21 protein-coding genes are annotated in these 18,891 nt (G+C 68.6%); 13 read left to right on the top strand and 8 right to left on the bottom strand.

Translation table 11 applies throughout. The annotated features are described in order from the left end of the window. Positions 1-137 precede the first annotated feature (137 nt). Entirely contained in the window at positions 138-1,094 is a 957-nt protein-coding gene (gene sigJ, locus ABZ412_RS08990; RefSeq protein ID WP_357278237.1) for an RNA polymerase sigma factor SigJ, read from the top strand. 57 nt (positions 1,095-1,151) lie between these two features. Here sigJ and ald read toward each other — a convergent pair whose 3' ends face one another. Continuing rightward, complete coding sequence (ald, locus tag ABZ412_RS08995; protein WP_357278239.1) at positions 1,152-2,261, bottom strand: alanine dehydrogenase; 1,110 nt, start codon at positions 2,259-2,261, stop codon at positions 1,152-1,154. A gap of 67 nt (positions 2,262-2,328) precedes the next feature. Next, positions 2,329-3,123, bottom strand: coding sequence for an MBL fold metallo-hydrolase (locus tag ABZ412_RS09000; protein WP_357278241.1), 795 nt, complete (start codon positions 3,121-3,123; stop codon positions 2,329-2,331). A gap of 71 nt (positions 3,124-3,194) precedes the next feature. Between ABZ412_RS09000 and ABZ412_RS09005 the strand changes: the two genes are divergently transcribed. The 6 genes from ABZ412_RS09005 (at position 3,195) to ABZ412_RS09030 (ending at position 7,765) form a co-directional block, all read left to right on the top strand. Continuing rightward, positions 3,195-4,151 carry a helix-turn-helix domain-containing protein gene (locus ABZ412_RS09005; protein WP_357278243.1) on the top strand — a complete coding sequence of 319 codons (957 nt, stop codon included), beginning with the start codon at positions 3,195-3,197 and terminating at the stop codon, positions 4,149-4,151. Between the two features lie 9 nt (positions 4,152-4,160). After that, positions 4,161-4,676, top strand: a complete 516-nt coding sequence (locus ABZ412_RS09010) for a gamma carbonic anhydrase family protein (protein ID WP_357278245.1) — start codon at positions 4,161-4,163, stop codon at positions 4,674-4,676. A 140-nt stretch (positions 4,677-4,816) separates the two neighbouring features. Next, positions 4,817-4,990: a hypothetical protein gene (locus ABZ412_RS09015; protein WP_213560258.1), complete on the top strand. Its 174-nt coding sequence runs from the start codon at positions 4,817-4,819 to the stop codon at positions 4,988-4,990. A gap of 144 nt (positions 4,991-5,134) precedes the next feature. Next, on the top strand, positions 5,135-5,764 hold the full coding sequence (locus tag ABZ412_RS09020) for a TetR/AcrR family transcriptional regulator (protein ID WP_357278248.1): 630 nt from the start codon (positions 5,135-5,137) through the stop codon (positions 5,762-5,764). A gap of 84 nt (positions 5,765-5,848) precedes the next feature. Further along, entirely contained in the window at positions 5,849-6,565 is a 717-nt protein-coding gene (locus tag ABZ412_RS09025) for an ElyC/SanA/YdcF family protein (protein ID WP_357278251.1), read from the top strand. Positions 6,566-6,988: 423 nt separating this feature from the next. Beyond that, a complete protein-coding gene (locus ABZ412_RS09030) occupies positions 6,989-7,765 on the top strand; it encodes a helix-turn-helix transcriptional regulator (RefSeq protein ID WP_357278253.1) in 777 nt (258 codons plus the stop codon). 93 nt (positions 7,766-7,858) lie between these two features. On the opposite strand, the gene gndA is transcribed toward ABZ412_RS09030, so the two are convergent. Beyond that, positions 7,859-9,301 carry an NADP-dependent phosphogluconate dehydrogenase gene (gene gndA / locus ABZ412_RS09035; RefSeq protein ID WP_357278256.1) on the bottom strand — a complete coding sequence of 481 codons (1,443 nt, stop codon included), beginning with the start codon at positions 9,299-9,301 and terminating at the stop codon, positions 7,859-7,861. An 89-nt stretch (positions 9,302-9,390) separates the two neighbouring features. Continuing rightward, positions 9,391-9,603 (bottom strand): hypothetical protein, encoded by a 213-nt coding sequence (locus ABZ412_RS09040; protein WP_357278259.1) that lies wholly within the window; start codon positions 9,601-9,603, stop codon positions 9,391-9,393. A gap of 80 nt (positions 9,604-9,683) precedes the next feature. Here ABZ412_RS09040 and ABZ412_RS09045 point away from each other — a divergent pair, with 80 nt between their 5' ends. Continuing rightward, the gene (locus ABZ412_RS09045) at positions 9,684-10,415 is read left to right on the top strand and encodes a hypothetical protein (RefSeq protein ID WP_357278261.1); all 732 of its coding nucleotides are present in this window, start codon (positions 9,684-9,686) and stop codon (positions 10,413-10,415) included. Between the two features lie 386 nt (positions 10,416-10,801). Here ABZ412_RS09045 and ABZ412_RS09050 read toward each other — a convergent pair whose 3' ends face one another. Beyond that, positions 10,802-11,392, bottom strand: a complete 591-nt coding sequence (locus ABZ412_RS09050) for a TetR/AcrR family transcriptional regulator (RefSeq protein ID WP_357278263.1) — start codon at positions 11,390-11,392, stop codon at positions 10,802-10,804. A 56-nt stretch (positions 11,393-11,448) separates the two neighbouring features. Here ABZ412_RS09050 and ABZ412_RS09055 point away from each other — a divergent pair, with 56 nt between their 5' ends. Further along, positions 11,449-11,934 (top strand): nitroreductase family deazaflavin-dependent oxidoreductase, encoded by a 486-nt coding sequence (locus tag ABZ412_RS09055; protein WP_357278265.1) that lies wholly within the window; start codon positions 11,449-11,451, stop codon positions 11,932-11,934. On the opposite strand, the gene ABZ412_RS09060 is transcribed toward ABZ412_RS09055, so the two are convergent. Further along, a complete protein-coding gene (locus ABZ412_RS09060) occupies positions 11,927-12,721 on the bottom strand; it encodes a helix-turn-helix domain-containing protein (protein WP_357278267.1) in 795 nt (264 codons plus the stop codon). The two genes, ABZ412_RS09055 and ABZ412_RS09060, sit on opposite strands and share 8 nt — an antisense overlap. A 400-nt stretch (positions 12,722-13,121) precedes the next feature. Here ABZ412_RS09060 and ABZ412_RS09065 point away from each other — a divergent pair, with 400 nt between their 5' ends. Beyond that, on the top strand, positions 13,122-14,057 hold the full coding sequence (locus tag ABZ412_RS09065; RefSeq protein ID WP_357278270.1) for a cutinase family protein: 936 nt from the start codon (positions 13,122-13,124) through the stop codon (positions 14,055-14,057). A 29-nt stretch (positions 14,058-14,086) separates the two neighbouring features. On the opposite strand, the gene ABZ412_RS09070 is transcribed toward ABZ412_RS09065, so the two are convergent. Beyond that, complete coding sequence (locus ABZ412_RS09070) at positions 14,087-15,010, bottom strand: MerR family transcriptional regulator (protein ID WP_357278272.1); 924 nt, start codon at positions 15,008-15,010, stop codon at positions 14,087-14,089. Positions 15,011-15,054: 44 nt separating this feature from the next. Here ABZ412_RS09070 and ABZ412_RS09075 point away from each other — a divergent pair, with 44 nt between their 5' ends. The 3 genes from ABZ412_RS09075 (at position 15,055) to ABZ412_RS09085 (ending at position 17,363) form a co-directional block, all read left to right on the top strand. Beyond that, a complete protein-coding gene (locus ABZ412_RS09075; protein WP_357278275.1) occupies positions 15,055-15,651 on the top strand; it encodes a maleylpyruvate isomerase family mycothiol-dependent enzyme in 597 nt (198 codons plus the stop codon). A 79-nt stretch (positions 15,652-15,730) separates the two neighbouring features. Next, complete coding sequence (locus ABZ412_RS09080) at positions 15,731-16,471, top strand: hypothetical protein (RefSeq protein WP_357278277.1); 741 nt, start codon at positions 15,731-15,733, stop codon at positions 16,469-16,471. Between the two features lie 154 nt (positions 16,472-16,625). Next, a complete protein-coding gene (locus tag ABZ412_RS09085) occupies positions 16,626-17,363 on the top strand; it encodes a hypothetical protein (RefSeq protein ID WP_357278280.1) in 738 nt (245 codons plus the stop codon). A 61-nt stretch (positions 17,364-17,424) separates the two neighbouring features. Here ABZ412_RS09085 and ABZ412_RS09090 read toward each other — a convergent pair whose 3' ends face one another. Further along, positions 17,425-18,888, bottom strand: coding sequence for a glyceraldehyde-3-phosphate dehydrogenase (locus ABZ412_RS09090; RefSeq protein WP_357278282.1), 1,464 nt, complete (start codon positions 18,886-18,888; stop codon positions 17,425-17,427). Positions 18,889-18,891 lie beyond the last annotated feature (3 nt).

The following is an 18,891-nucleotide window of genomic DNA, read 5'->3' on the forward strand; positions in this document are numbered from 1 at the left end:
CGCTCCGACCGCAATCGCGAGACCGGACAGTCGGCTTGGCTAAGTTCATCGGGTGAATGTCACACTCCGATGAGCTGTGTCGTCGGTGCTGTGAACGGTTCGCCCAACAGGCGGGCGTAAGCGAAGGCGAGGGTGCGATGAGTGGTGGGCAGCGGCCGGACGGGCCCGATCAGGCCGAGCTGGCACGGCAGTTCGAGGAGCATCGCGGCTATCTGCGGCGGGTCGCGTACAGCACGCTCGGCAGTCTCAGCGACGCCGACGACGTGGTGCAGGAGGCGTGGCTGCGACTGGTCCGGTACTACGAGACCAGCCCCGAGGACGCGCAGATCGAGAACCTGCGCGCCTGGCTGACCACGGTCACCGGGCGGCTGGCCCTCGACTACCTGGGGTCCGCCCGGGCGCGGCGCGAACAGTATGTGGGCGAATGGCTTCCGGAGCCCGAGGTCACCACCTGGGACGACCCGGCGGACCGCATCTCGCAGGACGAGCGGGTCACCACCGCGCTGCTGGTGGTGCTGGAATCGCTGTCGCCCGCCGAGCGGACCGCGTTCGTACTGCAGGACGTCTTCGGCATGACCGGTCCGGAGGTGGCCGAAGTCGTGGGCCGCACCCCCGCCGCAGTGCGCCAATTGGCCTCGCGCGCCCGTAAACACGTGGAGAACGGCACTCCCCGCTTCCCCGCCAGCGCGGACGAGCACGAGAAGGTGGTGTCGGCGTTCGCGGTGGCGTGGCGTTCCGGCGACCTGAGCGCGCTACTGGGTGTGCTCGACACCAATGTCACCTTCACCTCCGACGGCGGCGGCAAGGTGCAGGCGTTCCTGCACCCGATGCACGGCGCGGACAAGGTCGCCGCGACGCTGCTCGGGTTCCTGGAGTTCGCGTCGAAGGTCGGCGGCGCGTGGGGTCGCCCGGTGCTGGTCAACGGCCGTCCCGGTCTGGTGGTGTTCGACGGCAAGAACACCGGCGTCTTCTCGTTCACCATCGACGAGGGCCGGATCACCAAGATCGACGTGGTGCGTAACCCGGACAAGCTGCGCGACCTCCCGGCCGACGGCGCGGGACCCGATTGGGCGCTGGGCTCATCCGAGTCCTGAGCGACGGACACCACGGGCCCGCAACCGGATTCCCCAGGTCGCGGGCCCGCCGCCGGGTCAGGACGAGGTGTAGGTCGCCGGCCCCAGGCCGTGCGCGGCCGCTACCTCCGGCGAGTAGAGCCGCCCGGCGTCGGCGGTGAGCCCTTGCGCGAGACCGGGATCCGCGGCGCACGCGCCCGACCAGCCCAGGTTCGCGATGGCGCGCGCGTACGGCAGCGTCACATTGGTGAGCGCCACGGTGGACGTGTGCGGGACCGCGCCCGGCATGTTCGCGACGCAGTAGAACAGCGTGTCCGCCACGTGGAACGTCGGCTTCGCGTGCGTGGTCGGATGCGAGCTCTCGAAGCAGCCGCCCTGATCGATGGCGATATCGACCAGCACCGCGCCGGACCGCATCCGCGCGACCAGACTGTCGGGCACCAGTTTCGGGGCCCGCGCACCCGGCACCAGCACCGACCCGATCACCAGATCGGCGGCCAGCACGGCCTTCTCGACCTCGGCGGTATTCGATCCGATGGTGGTGATCCGCCCGCCGAACCGGGCGTCCAGTTCCCGCAATCGCGCGATATTGGTGTCCAGCACCGTGACCCGCGCCCCCATGCCGACCGCGACGGTCGCCGCGTTGCTGCCCGCCACGCCCCCGCCCAGCACCACCGTGTCCGCGGGCCGCACGCCCGGCACCCCGCCGAGCAGCAGCCCGGACCCGCCCTGCGGCGCCATCAGGTGATACGCCCCGACCATGCCGCCGAGCTTGCCCGCCACCTCGCTCATGGGCGCGAGCAACGGCAGGGTGCCGTCGGCTGCGCGCACGGTCTCGTAGGCGATGGCGGTGATACCCGAGCGCAGGATGGCGTCGGTGCATTCCCGCGAGGCGGCCAGGTGCAGGAAGGTGAACAGCACCTGCCCCACCCGCATGCGCGAATACTCCTCGGCGATCGGCTCTTTCACCTTCAGCACCAGTTCGGCCGCGTCCCAGACGTCGTCGGCGGTGGGTGCGGTGCGGGCGCCCGCCGCGAGGTAGTCGGCATCGTGGAAGCCGGACCCGAGGCCCGCTCCGGCCTCGATCAGCACCTCGTGGCCGCCCCGCACCAGTTCCCCGGCGCCGGCCGGGGTGAGGGCGACGCGGTACTCCTGCTCCTTGACCTCCCGTGGAACCCCGATTCTCATACCGCCATCGTTCCCCGGCCGGGGCCGCGCCGCCATCAGCGCCACGGCCCGAATTCGGCGGCCGTTCTCAGCGCGCGACCGCGGCGGGGAGCTCGAGGGTCAGGGTCTCGCCGGGGCTCGGGATGCGCAGGCGGTCGGTCTGTCCCGCGAGCATGAAGCGGTGGGTCAGGTAGTCGAGGTGCTCGGAGAAGTGCGCCCAGCCCTCGGCGTGCACCGGCACGATCAGCGCGTCGCCGAGCGCGAGCGAGGCCTTGGCGGCGGTGCGGCCGTTGAGGGTCAGATCCAGATCGCCGAAGCGGTCGACGTTCGCCGCCCCCACATTGAGGATGGCGATGTCGATGCGCCCGAAGCGTTCTGCGATCCGCTGCACGTTCTCGACCGAGGCGTTGTCGCCGGAGACGTACACGGTCGGCAACCCGTCGGCCTGCAGGACGAACCCGGTGACCACACCGGTGAGCGGCTCGCAGCCCTCCGGTCCGTGCAGCGCGGGCACGCCGGTGACGGTCACCGCGCCGATCCGCACCGATTCCCAGTTCGCGAGTCCCCGAACGCCTTCCATGCGCTCGGCGGCGTCGGGGGTCGACAGCACGTGCTCGACGCTCGGCAGCAGCGCGCGACCGGCGGCGTCGAGGTTGTCGGCGTGCTGGTCGTGTGAGAGCAGCACCACGTCGATCGGGCCGATCTGCGCGACCGGGACGGCCGGTCCGGCCAGCTTGTAGAGGGTGACCGGGCCGGGGTAGTTGCCGGGCTCGTCGAAGGTCGGGTCGGTCAGGAAGGTCAGGTCGCCGTAGCCGAAACGCACGGTGGGACCGCCGATGTGGAGGATCTCGAGGGCGGCCGCGGTGTCGATCTTGTTCGTCATGGCATCGAGTTTCGTCCGCGGGACCGAGCGCCGACAGTGGCCCGAAGGCCGCGTATCGATAAGATCGGGCCATGCGTGCCGAGCACACCGTCGCCGTTCTGGCGCACGACGGGATCAGCCCCTTCCACCTGTCGGTCCCCACCCTGGTGTTCGGCCGGATCGGCGCGGGCGGCCCCGACCACAGTCCGTACCGCGTGGTGGTGTGCGCCGAGCAACCCGGAACCTTCGCCACGCCCGCGGGATTCGACATCGTCGTCGGCCACGGGCTGGAGGCGGCCGAGACCGCCGACACCTTCGTGATCCCCGCGTGGGACCGCGATCGCCCACTGCCCGAACCGGTTCGCGACGCCCTGCACCGGGCCCACGCCCGCGGCGCCCGGATCGTGGGCCTGTGCCTGGGCGCGTGGGCGGTGGCGGCCAGCGGCCTGGCCGACGGGCGCGAGATCACCACCCACTGGTCGGCGGCCACGGAACTGGCCCGCGCCTATCCGGCGGTGCGGGTGCGGGCCGACCGGTTGTGGACCGACGACGGCGATCTGATCACCTCCGCTGGCACGGCCGCGGCACTCGACTGCTGCCTGCATCTGGTGCGCACCGATCACGGCAGCAGAATGGCGGCCGAACTGGCGCGCAGTCTCGTACTGGCCCCGCATCGCAGTGGCTCACAGGCGCAGTACATTCCGGTCGCGGTGCCCGAATCGGTGGACGAGGATCCGATCGAGCACGCCATGGTCTGGGCCCGCACCCATCTCGACGAGCCCGTCGATCTGGACGGCTGGGCGCGCACGGCGCTCATGTCGCGGCGCACCTTCACCCGGCGATTCCGCGACCGCACCGGCGCGAGCCCGCAGCAGTGGCTGCTGCAGCAGCGCGTCGATCACGCCCGGCTGCTGCTGGAATCGACCGACGACACCATGGATCGCGTCGCCGCCGATTCCGGACTGGGCACCGGCGTCAATCTGCGCCATCACTTCCACCGGCTGCTGGGCACCACCCCCGCGGCCCACCGCGCCCTGTTCCGCCGCTAAGTTCGCCCCATGAGGATTCAGCTGGGTGAGCACGCGCCGCAGATCGACGAGACCGCGTGGATCGCGCCCAACGCCACCGTGGCCGGCCGGGTGCGGCTGGAAGACGAAGTGAGCGTCTGGTATTCGGCGGTGCTGCGCGGGGACATGGACCAGATCACCGTGGGCGCGCGCAGCAATATCCAGGACGGCTGCGTGCTGCACGCCGATCCCGGCTTCCCGTGCACCGTGGGCGAGGGTGTCTCGGTCGGGCACAACGCGATTCTGCACGGCTGCACCGTCGGCGATGACGTGCTGATCGGGATGGGCGCGACGGTGCTCAACGGCGCGGTGATCGGCGAGGGCAGTCTGATCGCGGCCAACGCGCTGGTGCCGGAGGGCGCGCAGATTCCGCCGGGGTCGCTGGTGGCGGGCGTCCCGGGCAAGGTGCGCCGGGAGCTGAGCGAGGCCGAGCGTGATCACATTCGCCTGAATGCGGCCGCATACCTGCACAACTCGGCGCTGCATCGCCAGGGTCAAGAGGCGTGACTGAAGGGGGCGTGTGAGAAGCCCCACACTGATCAAGTGACCAGTCAGTCCGCTGCTAGCATCGGCGGATGCGTTCCCGGCGGCCCGCGCTGTGCAGCCGCTAGCCGGGTGCGCGCTCGGGGCTAGCAGGAGGTTTCACGGTGTCGTACAAGCACGACGGTATGCACCGACAGCGCATCAGCGTGGCCGACATCGCCGCGCAGCCAGGGGGATTCGAGGCGCTGCAACGCCGAGTCCACGAACTGCGTTCCAGCGGCATCGATTTCGCGGCCAATGCCATCGAGAGCGAAATGGCCGCCCTCGACGTCCGCTGACCGGACCGGGCGTTCACTGATCGGACGGGGTACGAACCGCGACCCCGCGGCAATGAGATACTTTCGGATCGGCCTGTGCGCTACCGCGCCTCGGCCGTTCACCGCGCTGTCGCGGGGTCGTCCACCCGATCGACTGGAGACTCGATGCCGTCCGTTCCCACCATCCTGCAACGCATTCTCGAAAAGCCGCGGAGCGAAGGCGAACAGCTATTGGAAAGCGCGCTGTCGGCGTTCCTGGACTTCGGGATCAAGCGAACCAGCATGGGGGAAATCGCCCGTCGCGCCGGGATCAGCCCCGCCACCCTGTACCGGCGATTCGAATCCAAGAACGATCTGGTCGCCGCGGTCGGCGTGCGCGAGGCGCAGCTGTTCATCGCCGAGATCGACGAGCGGGTGCGGATCGCCGCGGGCGGCAAGTCCGGGCAGGCGCAGCTGGTGGAGGTATTTGCGGCGTTCATCATTCAGCTGGCCAACAACAAGCTGCTGCGGCGACTGCTGCGCACCGAGCCGGAGACCATCCTGCCGCGGCTGACCACCGAGGCCGGGCCGGTACTCGCGGTCGGGCGCACCTATCTGGCCGAGAAACTACGCGCGCTACAGGCTTCCGGGGACGTGCCGGACTTCGACGCCGATCTGGTGGCCGAGGTGTTCGCGCGGCTGGGGCAGTCGCTGGTGCTGACGCCGGACGGGCTGATCCCGCTCACCGACGAGACGGCGGCACGCGAGTTCGCGCGGCGCACGGTGCTGCCGATGATCGGCGTGCAGCCGGTCTGAGCCGGAACCCTCTTCGTCTCCACGGCACCGACACGGGCGAAAAGTCGTTCGATCGACGCGGGGAGTTCCGGCACACTGGCGACCATGCAGTTGCGTTCCGCTCTCCGCTCCGCCCGCGGCCGGGTCGCCACGTGGTTGCCGCTGCGGCGGGTGGTGAAGATCTGCGCCGTGATCGCGGTGCTGGGATTCACGGTGCTGGTCGCGTCGGATCTGTGGATCCGGATGGCGCACCGGAAGTACGAGTACAGCGTGGAGAGCGCCCCGTCCGCCGATGTCGCCATCGTGCTCGGCGCGGAGGTCAAGGCGAACGGGAAGCCGTCGGACTACCTGAAGGCCCGCCTGGACCTGGGCCGGCGGCTGCTGGAGGCCGGGAAGGTGAAGGCGCTGCTGCTCACCGGCGACAACGGCCGCTCCACCTACGACGAGCCGACCGCCATGCGCGCCTACCTGATCGAGCAGGGTGTGCCCGCCGCCAAGATCGCGCTCGACTACGCCGGATTCAGCACCCACGAATCGTGTGTGCGCGCCCACGACATCTTCGGCGTCACCTCCGCCATCGCGGTCACCCAGGATTTCAGCCTGCCCCGCACCATCGCGCTGTGCCGCGCGGCCGGGATCGATACGGTCGCGGTCGGTGACGACACCATGCCGCACACCACGGTCTATCGCCAGAATTGGCTGCGCGAGCAATTGGCCGACACCAAGGCCGTCTATTCCATTCTCCTGCACCCCGAGCCGACATTCCGTGGCGCACAGGAGAGTTCGGTCCGCGACGCGATGGCCGCGGACCCGCAGCCCTGACCGGTCAGATATTCCCGGCCAGCGATCCCGCACTACCCGCCGCACCCGCGGCCACCGCACTACCCGTCATGAGACCGACCGCGGCGAGAACCAGAGCCCACATATGTAGAACCTTTCGAGAGCGAAATTGAAGACGCCTCGAAAAGTAGTGCGGCCCACCATGTCCCGACGAGAGCCGAACCCGGATTCTGCGCCGACTCCATGGCGATACCCAGCACCTTCCCAGTACCCGATCGAGCCCCGATGTGGTAAGCGCGAATATCACGCGCTGCACCGCCGCCACAAGCGCTCCGACACACACAAACAGGATCTAATGCATGACCGTCGAGAAACGAGTTATGTGGCAGCATCCCGTTATGGGTTGCTCGTCGGTGACTGCGAGCGGGAATCGGCGATGAGCATGCAGTGGGAAGGCGGGCATCGGTGACCGGAGACGGCGACCGGCTGGCGGATGACATCTCGATTCCCAGCTTCGGCCAGGCCTTACGCCGCCTCCGCGACGAACGCGGCTTCTCCCGCGAACACCTGGCCTACTCCGCCGGCGTCAGCGCCAGCTACGTCACCCTGCTCGAGAAGGGCGAACGCGGCAACCCGACCCGATCCGTCGTCGAAGCCCTCCTGCGCTGCCTCGACACCAAGGCGCCGCTGACCCCCACCGACCGCCGCCACCTCTTCGACCTGGCGGGCCTGCGCGTGGACGACGCCCCCACCTCCGAGGACCTGTACGACTCCCTCACCCCCGACCAACGCGAGGCCCTGGCCCTGTTCCACCCCGCCCTCGCCGCCTACATCGCCCCTGGCGGCGACGTCCTCGACGCCAACGACGACTGGTACGCCGCCTTCCCCGGCCTCCGCGAGGACCGCAATATCTTCCACTGGCTCTTCGGCAACCCGATAGCCAAACTCGTTGAACCCGACTGGCAAACCGAGGCCCGCCTCTACGTCCAATGGCTCCGCATGACCGTCGGCCGCCTCCCCGACGATCCCTCCCTCACCACCCTGGTCGCCGATCTGGCCCGTTACCCCCACTTCCGCCAATACTGGTCCGAAGGCACGGTCGACTTCACCCCGCCCGTCCGCACCCTCCGCCTCCGAAACCCCAACTCCGGCACAATCCGCGAATACAACGTCCAAGTAGGCCCCATCCAAAGCGAAACCTACCCCGACCGAATAGTCCTATTGCTCTGTCTCCCCCTCTGAGGCGATTCAGCTCGCAGTCGACAACGAAGGCGGGGCAGGCGCCGATTGGCGCCTGCCCCGCCTTCGTTATGAGACCGGTTGTCCTACCGCGACTTACGCGGGGACTTCGCTGCGGTCGCCGCTCCACAGGGTGTGGTACTTGCCTTCGGCGTCGATGCGCTCGTAGGTGTGGGCGCCGAAGAAGTCGCGCTGGCCCTGGGTCAGGGCGGCCGGGAGGCGTTCGGCGCGGAGGCCGTCGTAGTAGGAGAGGGAGGAGGCGAAGGCCGGGACCGGGATGCCGAGCTGGGTGGCGACGACCACCACGCGGCGCCAGCTGTCGATGGCCGTCTCGATGGCCTCGCGGAAGTAGGGGGCGAGGATCAGGGACGGGAGGGCCGGGTCGGCTTCGTAGGCTTCCTTGATGCGGTTGAGGAAGCGGGCGCGGATGATGCAGCCGCCGCGCCAGATGGTGGCGAGGTCGCCGGGGTGCAGGTCCCAGTTGTATTCGGCGGAGCCGGCGGCGATCTGGTCGAAGCCCTGGGCGTAGGCGACGATCTTGGAGGCATAGAGGGCCTGGCGGATCGCCTCGGTGAATTCGGCGACGTCGGTGGGCTTCTCGCCCAGGACGCCGGAGGCGAGGCCCTTGGCTGCGGCGCGCTGGGTGCGGGAGCCGGACAGGGCGCGGGCGAAGACGGCCTCGGCGATACCGGTCACGGGGATGCCGAGGTCGAGGGCCGACTTGACGGTCCAGCGGCCGGTGCCCTTCTGCTCGGCGGCATCGACGATCACGTCGACCAGCGGCTTGCCGGTCTTGGCGTCGACCTGGTTCAGCACCTCGGCGGTGATCTCGACCAGGTAGCTCTCCAGGTCGCCGGAGTTCCACTGGGTGAAGACGTCGGCGATCTGCTTGGCATCGAAGCCCAGCGCGTCACGGAACAGGTTGTAGGCCTCGCCGATCAGCTGCATGTCGGCGTACTCGATGCCGTTGTGCACCATCTTCACGAAGTGGCCGGAACCGTCGGGGCCGATGTGGGTACAGCAGGGGACGCCGTCGACCTGGGCGGCGATCGACTCCAGCAGCGGGCCCAGCGACTCGTAGGACTCCTTCGGGCCGCCCGGCATGATGGCGGGGCCGTTCAGGGCGCCCTCCTCACCACCGGAGATGCCGGCGCCGACGAAGTTCAGGCCGCGCGCCTTCATCGCCGCCTCACGGCGGATGGTGTCGGTGTAGAGGGCGTTGCCGCCGTCGATGATGATGTCGCCGGGCTCCATGGCCTCGGCCAACTCCTCGATGACGGCGTCGGTGGCGTCGCCCGCCTTCACCATGATCAGCACGCGGCGCGGCTTCTCCAGCGCGGCCACGAACTCCTCGACGGTCTCGGTGCGCACGAAGTCGCCGTCACCGCCGTGCTCGGCGAGCAGGGCGTCGGTCTTGCCGATGCTGCGGTTGTGCAGGGCCACGGTGTAGCCGTGCCGGGCGAAGTTGCGGGCGATATTGCTACCCATGACCGCCAGGCCGGTCACGCCGATCTGGGCGCGCGCTTCCGAGGTCGCCATGAAACAGCCTCTCCGTTCAGATGTCGATGACCGCACGAAGTCTCCTCGGCGGCGGCATCAGCGGATGCGTCCACGACGCCATACCTTTTCTACCGCACGCCCGATTCCGGGCTGAGCGCGGCTTCGGGGCGCGCGGCCGCGAGCCGTGCGGCCCGGCGGGCCCGCGCAGCCGCGTACCCCGCCGCCCGCGCGCCACCGCATCGGGCACGGGTGCGGCCGGACTCGACGATCCGGATCCGGCGCCGGGCGCGGGCGAGCAGGAACGGGACCCGTACCCGACCGCGAAGTCGCAGCGGACTCACAGACCGCACAGTCCGCCACCACCGATGCGCGGGCCGAAAACGTCTGGCCGACAAGAACGATCCACCGATACAGTGCCCGAATGACACGTTTGAATCAGATTGTCGCCGTCGAGAAAGGGATCAAGTCCCGTACCTTCTCCGAGCTCACCGAGGCCCATCACAAGCTGGCCAAAAACCCGCTGCTGAGCGGCATTTCGCGCACCTACCGTCCCAAGGACGAGGAGGGCGAGCAGCTGCCGCCCGAATCGACGCGCGTCCAGGTGAGATCCGAGGAAGTCCTGCACACCACGGCGGAAATCCTGACCAAGCTGTTCGATGTGGTGGCCACCAAGGACTGGGCGAACTGCGCCGCCACCGCCGACGTGGTCGTCGACGGCCGCACCCTGGTCGAGAACGCGCCCATCACCTACCTGCTGTTCCTGGAGAAGCAGCTGGTCGACCTGCACACGTTCGTCCGCAAGCTGCCGGTGCTGGACGCCGCCGAGTCGTGGGAGTACGACGCCGCCGCGGACTGCTACGCGACCGAGCCGGTACAGACGGTGCGCACCAAGAAGATTCCGCGCAACCACGTGAAAGCCGAAGCGACGGACAAGCATCCGGCGCAGGTCGAGGTGTATCACGAGGATGTGGTGGTCGGCTATTGGCGGACCATCCGGTTCTCCGGCGCGCTGCCCGCCAAGCGCGTCAACGAGCTGACCGAGCGCGTCGAAAAGCTCCAGCACGCGGTGAAATTCGCGCGCGAGGAGGCCAACAACGCCGAAGTCACCCAGCGCAAGCTGGGCGAGAACGTCTTCGGATATTTGTTTGGCTGAGTAGCGCGGCTGCGGCTACAGTCGGCAGTGCGCAAGGAGCGCAAGCTGAAACAGAAGTTCAACTGTGACAGGCACAGCGGCCCAGTGGAGGTTCGAATCCTCCTCCCGCCATACACGGCGGGATAGCCCAACCGGCAGAGGCACCGCGCCTTCAAACTCACACTATCGCTCCAGTTTCAGTATTCGCCGCCGAACGCCGAATCGAAGGAACGGCTTGTCAGCGTGAAGGTTGCGGGTTCAACTCCTGCCGGCCCAGCCACCAATGGGCTGTAGCTCAATCGCAGAGCGTCACGTTAACTTCAGACTCAACCCGTTCTCAACCGTGTCGGCGTGCCGCAAATGGGCGGCCACCGAGACCCCGGGGCAGGCTAGGCCCCGGGGTTTCCCTAAAGCAGTGCGGGCGCGACCCACTTCGAGAGATAGTCGCGCAACTCCGCGCCCCGTCGCGGCGGGCAGCCCGGATCGATGACGAACGACTGCACGATGCGCAGCATGTGCTCGACGAGTTCGTCCAGATCATTGTCCGAGATCCCGGCGCCCACCCAATCCACCGAGAAGCGTTCCAGCAGTGAACGCCCGAAAGACTTTGCGGTATCGGAAGTTACGCCCGCCGAGAAGGCGCTGGCCCGCCCCGGACGCAGTAGCAGACCGAGGTATTTCTCCTCCAGCAGCCGTTCCAGGGTGTAGGCGATGCCCTCCACGACCGCGGTCGCCGGTTCACGAATCTCAATCAGCCGCTCGGCCAGCACGTCCAGGAAATGCTCCGTCTGCGCGATGGCCGTCGCCGTCAAAAGCGTTTCCGCGCTGGGGAAATAGCGGTACACCGTCTGCCGGGTGACGCCGAGGTCACGGGCCACCTCCGCGATACTGAACTCGTCGCCGGAGCGGTCGATGGCGCGGCGGGCGGCGGCCACGATGCGGTCGACCGCCTCCGCGTCGTCGGCGGGAGCTGATCCGGACCATCCATGCGTGCGCACACCTTGACCATACACCTGGTGCTGACTGTATGGTCGAGGGGCATGAAAGGAAGCCCATGACCACCACCCCGCCGCGGCCCCCGCAACTCGACTCCCCGGTCCTGCCCAAGATCTTCAAATACACCGGCCGCGCGCAGGTCTGGATCTACCGCCGCACCGGTGGCCGGATCGGCGGGAAATGGCGCATCGGCGCGGGCTTCCGCAAACCGGTGCCGACGCTGCTGCTCGAGCACCGCGGCCGCAAGTCCGGCACCGTCTACACGGTCCCGCTGCTGTACATCGGCGACGGCGCGGACACCATCGTGGTGGCCTCACAGGGCGGGCTGCCCAAGCACCCGCAGTGGTACCGCAATCTGTGCGCGAACCCGGACACCCACATCCAGATCGGCCGCGACCGGTTCGCGGTGCGCGCCCACACCGCCGACGCCGATCAGCGCGCCCGGCTCTGGCCGCGACTCGTGGAGGCCTACGCCGACTTCGACACCTACCAGGCGTGGACCGAGCGCGAGATCCCGGTCGTGATCCTGACCCCGATCAACTAGCCGAACCGGTGGGCAGCCCGACCGTGGCGACGATCAGGCCGGGATGCGCCACGGATTCCAGCATGCCCACCTGGATCCGGTACAGCTTCAGCTCGCCCGTGCCCCGATCACGCAACCGCATGGTCCGCACGGGCGGGGCGAACCCGACGTCACCGGTGGACCAGAAGCGCCGGAACTCCGCGAACTCGCCGAGCTCGCGCATGAGATCGCCGAACACGGTGGGGTCTGTCAGCGAGCCGACACTCCCGCGCAGCCAGCTCACCGACTTCCGCGCGTCGGCCTCCCAATCGGCCATCACCTGCCGGGCCGCCGGGTCGGCGAACATCCACCGGTACAGATTCCCGTTCTCGGCCAGTCCCGGAAACGCCTGCGCCCATTCGATGTTCCCGGCCAGCACATTGCCGCGGGTGTCGTAGAACGCCGCCAGCTTGGGCCGGTGCATGGCGAGGACGCGCAGCGCGTCGGCGCCGATCGATCTCTTCAACTCCGCGACCGTCGGATATCCCGAGCCGGTGAGCCCGGCCAAATCGTAGAGATATCGACGCTCGGTGTCCGACAACGGATTCCGCTGATTCATGCATCTGACGAGCGCGTCGACCACAGCCTGGGTGGGCTTGGCTTTCCCACCCTTCTCCAACTGCGTGACATAACTGGCGCTGACCCCGGCCGAGAATGCCAGCCGCTCCCGGGAAAGTCCGCGCTGGTCGCGCAACCGCCGCAACACATCACCGAATGTGGGCAGCGTGATGCCCTGATGTTCCCCGATATTCGTTGCCCGGATACTCATATCCGCCGGTTCCCTCCTGCCCTGTAGCGAATCGACGGCTCAGCGTCCGCGACCACTGCCAGAACTTCTCCCGGACGGAATACTCCCACATAATCGGCCTGGAGTCCGACCTGCCGGGCGGCGCGTCGATTGCTAGCAATGAGGAATCGGCTACCGGCCCGCGAATTAACCTCGGCGAAATCGGCGCGGCACAATGGAATTGGATTTCGCCCGCGCGCCGCTACGCCGGACAATGGGAACAGGTGTCAATTTATCCCATCCGTCCGGTTCTCGGCGTTTCCCGCGCAATCAGTCTCGAGACCGGCCCCCACCTTTGGTATGTTCTGCTCGACGTGCCGCCCCCGGCACCGACCATGCGGTGGAGAAATCGTCCGAACGATTCGAACAAGGGGTGTGGACTTTGTCCATTCGATTAACCCGAGCCTTCAGAACGGCGAGCAGCGCGCTCGCGGCGGTGGCGACCGCGGCCGGAATCCTCACGGCCACCGGCGCACCCGGCGTACAGGCCACGCCGGCGGATTGCCCCAACCTCAATGTGATCGCCGTCCCCGGCACCTGGGAAACCTCTGTCGACGATCCGAAACAGGGCATGCTCTCCCAAGTCACGCGCGGCCTGCCCGGCTCCGTGCGCACCGACTACGTCAGCTATCCGGCCACCGCCTTCCCCTGGGACGGCGAGGTCTACGGCCGCTCCAAGCACGAGGCCGTGAGCAATGCCCGCGGGCTCATCTCCGCCATGGCCGCCCGGTGCGCGGCAACACGTTTCGCGCTGATCGGCTACAGCCAGGGCGCGGACGCGGCGGGCGACCTGGCCTCCGAGATCGGCACCGGCCTCGGTGTCGTCCCGCCCGATCGGGTGGCCGCCGTCGGACTGGTCTCCGATCCGCGCCGCTCCCCCACCGACGCCCTGATCGGCCCCCACGTGGCCGGCACCGGCGCGGGCGGCGCGCGGGCGGGCGGCTTCGGCTGGCTCAGCCCGCGGGTCCGCACCTTCTGCGCGGCCGGCGACCTGTACTGCTCGGTCCCCACCGACGACCTGGCGGGCCGCTCGGCCGGGCTGCTCACCCAGCTCACCGCCCAGGACCCGGTCCAGATTCCCAGCTATGCGCTGACCTTCCAGTCCATCCTGTCCGAGGCCCTGGTCCAGGGCGGCACCGCCATCATCAACGCGCCGGGCGACAACCCGGCGGGCGAGCAGTGGATCAAACAGGTCCAGGACTTCCTGGACTCGGGCGTGCACCAGTCGTATCCGCGGTACGTCGTCGACAGCAACGGCACCACCGCCACCGTCTGGCTGCGCAACTGGCTGGCCGAGACCGCGGGCGAAACGCACTGATCCCTGGCCGTTCCGGTGGGCCGGACCACCTACTCCGGCCCACCACCCACCGATCGCTCCAACGCGCCGTGCAGCCATTGCTGCGCGGCGCCGGTCGTCAGGGCACCCGTCACCTCCGCGGTCAGGCTCCAGTAGCGCAGGACCCGCTCGTCGGAATCGATTGCGCCGGACAGTAGCCGCCGCCGGAAACCGGGACTGTCGCTTTCGCCGCGCGCCCGGGCGTGGACGTCGACGAACTGGTCGAGTTCCGGTCCCGGGCCCGGCGGCCGGTTCGCCACCACCTGCGGCCCGGCCGCCGCGCACGCCCACGCGACACCGTCGAGCAGCGCCCGCCGATGCGTGATGCGCTCCTGGTCCGCCCGCCACAGCTGCCGCGAAACCGCCTGATACAGGCCGGGATCCCCGACCGCGTTGACCAATTCCGCGAAGGCCAGCAGTTCCGCCGAGGTGGGATCGATCGGCTCCGGGACGTTCATATCGACGAACGCGTCGAACATCTCCGGTGTCAACGGCTCCAGGACCCGACGCCAGAACCGCACCACCGTGTCCGTGGCGCGTCCCCGATCCCGCACCACCGCAACCAATTCGAGCCGCCTCGCCCGCTCCCCCGGCGGCGCGTCCGCCACCGCCGCCAGCGCCGCCTGCCGCCACGTCAACGCGGCCAGTTCCGCCTCGACGACCCGCCGCTCGCCGAGCACCGCGTCCTCGACACTGCGCCGCCCGTCCACCACCGCGATGATCGCCGCGAGTCCCACCCCGACCGCCCGCAACCGCCGGACCAGCAACAACCGTTCGAGCGCACTCACGGGCTCGAACATCCGATGCCCGCCGGTACTACGCCGCGCCGCCAATACCCCTTCGTCGCAATAGAACCGGATGGTCCGGACCGGCACTCCCGATCGCCGCGCCAATTCGCCGATCCCGATCAGCCGCTCGTGTGTGTCGTGGGTCACGTTCACTTGAACCTCCACCCCGGTGGAATTCCTACGGTACGGGAATGACAACTCCCACCCTGACCACCGAACAGATCTGGCGGGCGGTCGCCGCCGAACGCATCAGCCTCCACGACCTGCTCGACTCGCTGTCGGAAGCCCAGTGGAATCATCAATCCCTGTGCGCGGATTGGCGAATCCGCGACGTGGTCGCGCACGTGGTCCTGTCCGCTCAGCCGAGCACCGCCGCCATCCTGATCGGCCTGGTCCGCGCGGGCGGCAACCTGCACACCATGATCCGCGACACCGCCATCCGCCACGCGGCGACCTCGACCACCACGCAACTGCTCGACGAACTGCGGGCCACCGTGCCCGCCCGGGCGACCGCCCTCGGCTCCACCCCCGCCGACCGCCTCATGGATCTGCTCGTGCACGGTCAGGACATCGCCATCCCCCTCGGCATCCCGCGCGACATCCCGATCGACGCGGCACGGGTATCGCTCGATCGGATCTGTGCGGCGGGGACTTTCGGGATTCGCGAGACTCTGGCCCGGCAACGGCTCATCGCGACCGACACCGAATGGGCTGCGGGGGGCGGCCTCCCGGTGCGAGCTCCGATCGGCGAGTTGCTGCTGCTGGCCACCGGCCGTTCGCGGCCATGAGTTTCTCGTTGGTCGTTCATTGGTAGCGGCCCGCATTCTCGGTGCATCCGCCCCCTCCGATAACGAAGGAACCGCACCGATGATCGCCACCCACGCCCGTACCGCCGCCCGCGCCGCGCTCGCAGCGGCCATCGTCGGTTCCGCCAGTTTCGGATTGTTCGGCAGCCTCACCGTCGCCAACGCGGGCGGCGACTACGGGCCCGACACCTGTCAGGAAGGCTACGTGTGGCGGGAGGCCAACTCGGCCGACCACGTGTGCGTCAGCCCCGGCACCCGGGATCAGGCGCGGGCCGACAATGCCGCGGCCGCGTCCCGGAAGGCGGGCGGCGGCGCGTACGGGCCCAATACCTGTGTGAACGGGTATGTCTGGCGGGAGGCCTACACCGGTGACGTCGTCTGCGTCACCCCGGCCGTGCGGCAGCAGGCCAAGGACGACAATGCCGCGGCGGCCGCCCGCAAGGCGTCGCTGCACATCTGGCTGACCACCTACACCGCGGGCAACAAATGCGACGGCGACGTGTGCACCTCGGTCTCCGATGCCGGAGCGCAGTTCAAGATCAACGGTGATCACTTCGACAATGGGACGGTCACGCTGATCGTGAATCGGAACAACGGCACGCGGCTGGCCACGTACACGGTGAAGGCCGGGCCGCACAACGGCTACGCGGGCGCCTCGTTCGGCTATCAGACCCCGATGTGGGATCCGAAGTCGGGCTTCCACGCGCCCTGCACGGGCGGCGACGACTCCTACATCCAGGCCTACGATCCGACCTCGCAGCGCTGGTCGGAGCGGCTGTCGTTCAAGCACGACTGCCACTGACCGGGGACGTGCGGGATCACCTCGGTGGTCCCGCACAGCAGTGAGCACACTCCGAAGAAATCGGAAACAAGTTCATTTAAAAACAGCCCGGCCGGTACCCCACTCGAGGTACTTTCCTGCCGAGTCCGTCACCGGACCGGAAGGGTTGAAACACGTGTTCATTGGGCAAATCGGGTCGACCGCGATCCTTGCGGCCGGAGATTCGGCCGACTCCTCCGGCTTCTCCGCCGGCAGCCTCCTGATCCCAGCGGCCGGCGTGGTCCTGCTGATCGTGGGGCTCGTACTGCGCAACCGGTCGAAGACGACCCCCGTCGCAGCGGAAGAGGGCGGCCTCCCCGCCAAGACCGCGTCATCCGGCCTGCCCAAGCACACGGGCACCATCGTCGCCGTCGCCGGCATCCTGGTCCTGGCGCTCGGCCTCGTCGCGGGCCTCACCAAGTCCGGCACCATCTCGGCCAAGGATCCCGAACTGGCCGTGGGCAACTGCGTCACCGCCACCGACTACCGCGGCGCCCAGATCGGCAAGATCAAGCCGACCGCCTGCGAGGACAACTCCGCGGTCTACGAACTGGCCGCCTCGGTGAAGAACGGCGCCACCTGCCCCGACGGCAAGCTGCGCGACGCGGGCTACTTCGTGCTCACCAATGGCAACAGCTCGCTGTGCTTCGCCCCCAACGTCAAGGTGGGCAGCTGCTACAGCATGCAGCCCGACGTCAACCAGATCGCGCCCATCGACTGCGCGGCCAAGAACGGCACCGCCATCACCGTCCAGATCGGCGGCCGCTTCGACGGCACCACCGACACCAACCAGTGCGCCATCCCGGCCGGCGCGACCGTGACCCCGCAGCCCGCCCGCGTGGTGTGCTGGCAGCCGGTCACACCGGTCAGCTAGTCGACACCCAGCGAAGGGCCCCGGCGGTCACACCGCCGGGGCCCTTCGTCACATCCGGGGACTAGCCCGCCGCGACCGCGACACTCTCCGCGCCCACGCGCGGGTAGGTCGGGTACTCGATGCCCGAGATGTACTGCACGGTCCGCACGACCTGGCACGAGTAGCCGAACTCGTTGTCGTACCAGAGGTAGAGGATCGCGGTGTCGCCGTCCACGATGGTGGCGTTGGCGTCCACGATCGACGCGGCGCGCGAGCCGATGAAGTCACTCGAGACCACATCGGTGGCCGCGGTGAAATCGAGGTTGCGGCTCAACGGACCCGACAGCGACATCTCGCGCAGGTACTCGAGCACCTCGTCCTTGGAGGTCGCGCGCTCGAGCTGCAGGTTCAGGATCGCCACCGAGACATCCGGGGTGGGAACGCGAATCGAGCTGCCGGTGATCTTGGCCGAGAAGTCCGGCATGGCCTTCTTGACCGCGGACTGCGCGCCGGTCTCGGTCAGCACCAGGTTGAACGGCGCGGAACGGCCGCGACGGTCGGAGCTGTGGTAGTTGTCCAGCAGGTTCTGGTCATTGGTGAACGAGTGCACCGTCTCCACGTGGCCGCGCACGATGCCGAACTCGTCCTCCATCGCCTTCAGCGGCGGGACGATCGCGTTGGTGGTGCAGGACGCGCAGGAGTAGACGGTCTGCGACAGGTCCAGCTCACGGTGGTTGACGCCGTGCACGATGTTCGGGACGTCGCCCTTGCCGGGCGCGGTCAGCACGACCTTCGAGATGCCCGGGCGCAGGTGCTGTTCCAGGCCCGCGCGGTCACGCCACTTGCCGGTGTTGTCGATCAGGATCGCGTTGTCGATCCCGTACTCGGTGTAGTCGATCGAGGTCGGGTCGTTGCTGTAGATGAACTTGATGGCGTTGCCGTTGGCGATGATCGTGTTGTTCTCGGCATCGACCTTGATGGTGCCGTTGAACTGGCCGTGCACCGAGTCGCGGCGCAGCAGCGACGCGCGCTTGACCAGGTCGTCCTCGCCGCCCTTGCGGACCACGACGGCCCGCAGGACCAGGCCGTTGCCGGAGCCGACCTTCTCGATGAGCAGGCGCGACACCAGGCGGCCGATGCGGCCGAAGCCGTACAGCACGACATCGCGCGGGCCCTGCGCCTCGGCCTTGTTGCCGTCGGTCACCTCGGCGAGCACGTCGGCGGTGAACTCGGGGACCGACAGGCCGCGCTCGTCGGCGCGGTAGGCCATCACCAGACGACCCAGGTCGATCTTGCTGGGGCCCAGGTCGAGCGAGCGCAGCGCCTCCAGGAAGGGCAGCGTCTCGTCGATCGACAGTTCCTCGCCCTCGATCTGCCGCGCGAACCGGTGGGTCCGCAGGATGCTGATCACCGACTTGTTCACCAGTGACCGGCTGTGCAGCAGAATCGTCACCCCCTTGTCCCGATACAAGCTGCCGATGATCGGAATCATCGCCTCCGCCGCAGCCTCGTGAGCGTTCCAGCGGTCAAGATGGTCGGTAGTCAACAC

Source organism: Nocardia sp. NPDC005746 (assembly GCF_040630785.1).
In the GTDB taxonomy this organism is placed as follows: domain Bacteria; phylum Actinomycetota; class Actinomycetes; order Mycobacteriales; family Mycobacteriaceae; genus Nocardia.

Excerpts from the sequence above, each read along its gene's own strand:
- sigJ (WP_357278237.1), top strand. The coding sequence starts at position 138 with ATGAGTGGTGGGCAGCGGCCGGACGGGCCCGATCAGGCCGAGCTGGCA.
- ald (WP_357278239.1), bottom strand. The coding sequence starts at position 2,261 with ATGAGAATCGGGGTTCCACGGGAGGTCAAGGAGCAGGAGTACCGCGTC.
- ABZ412_RS09000 (WP_357278241.1), bottom strand. The coding sequence starts at position 3,123 with ATGACGAACAAGATCGACACCGCGGCCGCCCTCGAGATCCTCCACATC.
- ABZ412_RS09005 (WP_357278243.1), top strand. The coding sequence starts at position 3,195 with ATGCGTGCCGAGCACACCGTCGCCGTTCTGGCGCACGACGGGATCAGC.
- ABZ412_RS09010 (WP_357278245.1), top strand. The coding sequence starts at position 4,161 with ATGAGGATTCAGCTGGGTGAGCACGCGCCGCAGATCGACGAGACCGCG.
- ABZ412_RS09020 (WP_357278248.1), top strand. The coding sequence starts at position 5,135 with ATGCCGTCCGTTCCCACCATCCTGCAACGCATTCTCGAAAAGCCGCGG.
- ABZ412_RS09025 (WP_357278251.1), top strand. The coding sequence starts at position 5,849 with ATGCAGTTGCGTTCCGCTCTCCGCTCCGCCCGCGGCCGGGTCGCCACG.
- gndA (WP_357278256.1), bottom strand. The coding sequence starts at position 9,301 with ATGGCGACCTCGGAAGCGCGCGCCCAGATCGGCGTGACCGGCCTGGCG.
- ABZ412_RS09045 (WP_357278261.1), top strand. The coding sequence starts at position 9,684 with ATGACACGTTTGAATCAGATTGTCGCCGTCGAGAAAGGGATCAAGTCC.
- ABZ412_RS09055 (WP_357278265.1), top strand. The coding sequence starts at position 11,449 with ATGACCACCACCCCGCCGCGGCCCCCGCAACTCGACTCCCCGGTCCTG.
- ABZ412_RS09060 (WP_357278267.1), bottom strand. The coding sequence starts at position 12,721 with ATGAGTATCCGGGCAACGAATATCGGGGAACATCAGGGCATCACGCTG.
- ABZ412_RS09075 (WP_357278275.1), top strand. The coding sequence starts at position 15,055 with ATGACAACTCCCACCCTGACCACCGAACAGATCTGGCGGGCGGTCGCC.
- ABZ412_RS09080 (WP_357278277.1), top strand. The coding sequence starts at position 15,731 with ATGATCGCCACCCACGCCCGTACCGCCGCCCGCGCCGCGCTCGCAGCG.